We start from the raw sequence: 4,631 nt of genomic DNA on the forward strand, positions 1-4,631 counted from the left end.
TCACACACCTCCGCGAAAAAAAGTTGAGTAAAGTTCGCTCAACCCTATTGACACGCCCTCTGAGAGGGTGCATACTTGAGTACATGAGGCTCAAGGGAGCCGCGCAGACCACCCCGCACGGGGCGGCACGCGCAGCACCGACCGCCTCCAAAACTTTCAAACTATCCCGCCTCGCATTAGAAGAAGCGGGGCACTAACACCTAAGGAGTGAATCAACATATGGCACGCGCAGTAGGTATTGACCTCGGTACCACCAACTCGGTCGTAGCAGCACTGGAAGGTGGCGAGCCCGTCGTCATCGCTAACGCAGAGGGCACCCGCACCACCCCCTCCGTCGTCGCATTCTCCAAGGACGGCGAGGTTCTGGTAGGTAACGTTGCAAAGCGTCAGGCAGTGACCAACGTCGACCGCACCATCTCTTCCGTCAAGCGCCACATGGGCACCGACTGGACCACCGAGATTGACGGCAAGAAGTACACCCCGCAGGAAATCTCCGCTCGTACCCTCATGAAGCTGAAGGCTGACGCAGAGGCATTCCTGAACGACACCGTCACCGACGCTGTCATCACCGTTCCCGCATACTTCAACGACGCTGAGCGTCAGGCAACCAAGGAAGCCGGCGAGATCGCAGGCCTGAATGTCCTGCGTATCGTGAACGAGCCCACCGCCGCAGCACTGGCATACGGCCTGGACAAGGGCAAGGAAGACGAGCTCATCCTGGTCTTCGACCTCGGTGGCGGTACCTTCGACGTCTCCCTGCTGGAAGTCGGCAAGGACGACGACGGCTTCTCCACCATTCAGGTTCGCGCAACCAGCGGTGACAACCGCCTCGGTGGTGACGACTGGGACCACCGCATCGTCGAGTGGCTGCTTGCACAGGTGAAGGCAAACACCGGCGCAGACCTGTCCAAGGACAAGATTGCTCTGCAGCGTCTGCAGGAGGCAGCTGAGCAGGCTAAGAAGGAGCTGTCCAGCGCTTCTAGCACCAACATCTCCCTGCAGTACCTGTCCGTGACCCCCGAGGGCCCCATCCACCTGGATGAGAAGCTGACCCGCGCAAAGTTCGAGGAACTGACCCGCGACCTGCTCGAGCGCACCAAGAAGCCCGTGCTCGACGTAATCAAGGAAGCTGGCGTGTCCATCTCCGAGATTTCTGAGGTCATCCTGGTCGGTGGCTCCACCCGTATGCCCGCTGTTGCTGAGCTCGTCAAGGAGCTCACCGGCCGCGAGCCCAACAAGGGCGTGAACCCCGACGAGGTCGTGGCAATGGGTGCAGCACTGCAGGCAGGCGTTCTGAAGGGCGACCGTAAGGACGTTCTGCTGATCGACGTCACCCCCCTCTCCCTCGGTATCGAGACCAAGGGCGGCGTGATGACCAAGCTGATCGAGCGCAACACCGCAATCCCGACCAAGCGTTCCGAGACCTTCACCACCGCAGAGGACAACCAGCCCTCCGTGACCATTCAGGTCTTCCAGGGTGAGCGTGAGTTCACTCGCGACAACAAGAACCTGGGTACCTTCGAGCTGACCGGCATTGCCCCCGCACCGCGTGGCGTGCCCCAGATTGAGGTCACCTTCGACATCGACGCAAACGGCATCGTCCACGTCTCCGCAAAGGACAAGGGCACCGGCGCTGAGCAGTCCATGACCATCACCGGCGGTTCCTCCCTCTCCAAGGAAGACATCGACCGTATGGTCAAGGATGCAGAAGCACACGCAGAGCAGGACAAGGCACGCCGCGAGGCTGCTGACACCCGCAACGCAGCTGAGTCCCTCGCATACTCCGTCGAGAAGCTCCTGAAGGAGAACGACGACAAGCTGCCCGAGGACGTCAAGACCTCCGTTCAGGGTGACGTCGACGAGCTGAAGAAGGCACTCGAGGGCGACGACGACGCAGCAGTGAAGTCCGCACTCGAGAAGCTGCAGGCTTCCCAGTCCAAGCTGGGCGAGGCACTCTACGCAGCAGCACAGGCTGACGCTTCCGAGTCCAAGCCCGCCGCTGACGAGGACGTTGTCGACGCCGAGGTTATCGACGAAGACGAGAAGAAGTAATCATGGCTGAGCAGGAAAACATCACCCCCGACCCGCTGGAGGAGGCATTCAACGCCCCCGCAGCGGAAGGCCACCCCGAAGCTGAATCGGTCGAAACTGCCGAAGACGCTGCGGAAGCCGTCGAGGCTGAGCTCCAGGACGCCGTAGAAGCAGAATCTGCTGACGCGGCACTCGCCGCAGAGCGCCTGGACTCCCTGCTTCGCCTGCAGGCAGAGTTCACCAACTACAAGAACCGCACCGCCCGCGAAAAGGAGCAGCTGCGAAACTTCGTAATCGGTGACCTGGTCGGCGCACTGCTGCCGGTGCTCGACGATATCGACGCCGCACGTAAGCATGGCGACCTGCAGGACGGCCCCTTCGCCTCCATCGCTGCGAAGCTCGAAGAGCTGCTCGGCAAGCAGGGTGTGGAGCGTTTCGGTGAAGTAGGCGATGCCTTCGACCCGAACATCCATGAAGCTGTACTGCAGCAGCCCACCGACGAGGTGGCTGAGGATCATGTCTCCATGGTTCTGCGTTACGGCTACCGCGTGAACGACCGTGTGGTTCGTACCGCTCAGGTGGCTGTGGCTGTCGCACCGTAAGGTGGTCGGCTAAGCATTGGCTGAATAACTAACGACGGGCGGGTGCTCTCCCTGGTGGGGGAGTGCCCGCCCTGTTGTTTGCCTAAGCTGTTCTGCCGGAGCTATTTGCCCGGGCTGTTCTGCCCGGTGTTGGCGCGGGTTCCGGCGAGCTGTGGCGGCGGATAAAAGGCTTGTAGGGGTGCTATTTTTTTGGACCCAGCCCTTTCAAAATTGAGTCAAGTAGACTAAACTTTTATATAGAGTATTAAGACAAGTACGCGGTGCCCCTGCAAGCCGTCCCGTAACCGAGGAGGGCGGCGCATCACCGCGAGAGGAGCAACAAACATATGGCAAGCGAAAACTGGATAACTGACGACTTTTATAAGGCACTGGGCGTTAGCGAAGACGCAAGCGAAAGCGACATCAAGAAGGCGTACCGCAAGCTCTCCCGCAAGTACCACCCGGACCTGAACCCCGGCGACGCCGCAGCAGAGAAGAAGTTCAAGGAAATCTCGGAAGCATACGACGTGCTCTCCGATAAGAAGCAGCGCGAAGAGTACGACCAGATTCGCCGCTACGGCGCATCTGGCATGGGCGGATTCGGCGGTGGCGGTTTCGGCGGTGGCAGCTACACTGGCTACCCCGGCGCGGACGCATTCGGCGGCTTCAGCAACGGCGGTGCAGGCATCAACATTGACGACCTGCTCGGCGGCCTCTTCGGCGGTAGCGCAGGCGGCTCCCGACGCTCCGCAGGCTTCACTAGCGCCGACTTCGGCGGCATGGGCGGCGGCGGCTTCGGCGGTGCACAGCACGCAGCCCCCGAAGAAAGCACCACCAGCACCCGCATCAGCCTCGCCCAGGCATACACTGGCGCAAACGTGACCGTGTTCCTGCCGGACGGCTCCCACACCGAGGCACGCATCCCCGCAGGTATCAAGGACGGCCAGAAGGTCCGCCTGCGCGGCAAAGGCCTGCGCGGCGGCGACCTGAAGGTCACCGTGCGCGTCTCCGATGACTCCGTGTACTCGCGCGAGGGCAACAACCTGGTTATGCGCGCACCCGTCACCCTCGCCGAGGCCGTCGACGGCGCAGTGATCGAGGTGCCCCTGCCCGATGCGTCCACCGTGAAGCTGCGCCTGGCACCCGGCCAGGTCGGCCGCCGACTGCGCGCCAAGGGCCGCGGCTTCAAGGCCAAGGGCGGCGACGGCGACCTGCTGGTCATCCCGGAGATTGTACTGCCCACCGAGCTGAGCGCAGAGGCGCAGGAAGCATTCGATAAGTTCGTAAAACTGGCACCGCAGGAGAACCCGCGTAAGGATCTGTTGAAGAAAGCGAAGTAAACCATGGCATCTCGAGAATCATCATCTAAGTCCCGTAGCGGCAAGCCGTTGCACAGCGTGGACCTGCCGGTTTTCGTGATTTCTGTGGCGGCTGAGCTGGCGGGCATGCACCCGCAGACCCTGCGCCAGTACGACCGCATCGGCTTGGTCCAGCCCTCGCGCGCGCCCGGTAAAGCGCGCCGCTATTCGCAGCGTGACGTGAACCGTCTGCAGCAGATTCAGCAGCTCTCGCAGGAGGGCGTCTCCCTGGAGGGTATTCGCCGCATTATTGAGCTGGAGTCCCTCGTGGAGGAGCAGCAGGAGCAGATTGCGGCGCTGCAGCGTCAGGTCGAGGATGCGAAGGTGAAGCTGGGCTTGGCGGAGCGCGTGTTCGCTGCCGGTACCAGTGGCGACGTGGTGCATATTGCCCGCGGTACCCGCCCGGCGGCGCGTCAGCGTTCCTCTGCGGTGGTGTTGTACCGTCAGCGTCACCAGGCAGCTACGGCGGATGATACGAAACCGCAGCGCTAAACCGGCTAAACCCGCTACACTTGGATAAACGGCTCGGCTGTTCTGGCTCATTTGCGCTAGTCAGCCGCCCATATAGGCTTGTGCGTCTTAGCGTTGTGCGAGCGAGGTAGGGTAGACCCCCGCCCGCATGCACTCAGACCCACACACAAGGAGGTGAGGCTCCCCGAAC

Annotated in this window: 4 protein-coding genes; all 4 read left to right on the forward strand. The window is 61.9% G+C overall.

Going from position 1 to position 4,631, the window contains the following annotated elements; genetic code table 11:
• Positions 1-219: 219 nt before the first annotated feature.
• Positions 220-2,052, forward strand: a complete 1,833-nt coding sequence (gene dnaK, locus HXO69_RS08675) for a molecular chaperone DnaK (RefSeq protein WP_296546549.1) — start codon at positions 220-222, stop codon at positions 2,050-2,052.
• Between the two features lie 2 nt (positions 2,053-2,054).
• On the forward strand, positions 2,055-2,633 hold the full coding sequence (locus HXO69_RS08680; RefSeq protein ID WP_049362014.1) for a nucleotide exchange factor GrpE: 579 nt from the start codon (positions 2,055-2,057) through the stop codon (positions 2,631-2,633).
• A gap of 326 nt (positions 2,634-2,959) precedes the next feature.
• Positions 2,960-3,952, forward strand: coding sequence for a DnaJ domain-containing protein (locus HXO69_RS08685; RefSeq protein ID WP_296546551.1), 993 nt, complete (start codon positions 2,960-2,962; stop codon positions 3,950-3,952).
• Positions 3,953-3,955: 3 nt separating this feature from the next.
• Positions 3,956-4,462, forward strand: a complete 507-nt coding sequence (locus HXO69_RS08690) for a heat shock protein transcriptional repressor HspR (RefSeq protein ID WP_296546553.1) — start codon at positions 3,956-3,958, stop codon at positions 4,460-4,462.
• Positions 4,463-4,631 lie beyond the last annotated feature (169 nt).

Origin of the sequence: Rothia sp. (in: high G+C Gram-positive bacteria) (assembly GCF_015265375.1) — a bacterium.
Lineage (GTDB): Bacteria > Actinomycetota > Actinomycetes > Actinomycetales > Micrococcaceae > Rothia.

Excerpts from the sequence above, each read along its gene's own strand:
- HXO69_RS08680 (WP_049362014.1), top strand. The coding sequence starts at position 2,055 with ATGGCTGAGCAGGAAAACATCACCCCCGACCCGCTGGAGGAGGCATTC.
- dnaK (WP_296546549.1), top strand. The coding sequence starts at position 220 with ATGGCACGCGCAGTAGGTATTGACCTCGGTACCACCAACTCGGTCGTA.
- HXO69_RS08685 (WP_296546551.1), top strand. The coding sequence starts at position 2,960 with ATGGCAAGCGAAAACTGGATAACTGACGACTTTTATAAGGCACTGGGC.
- HXO69_RS08690 (WP_296546553.1), top strand. The coding sequence starts at position 3,956 with ATGGCATCTCGAGAATCATCATCTAAGTCCCGTAGCGGCAAGCCGTTG.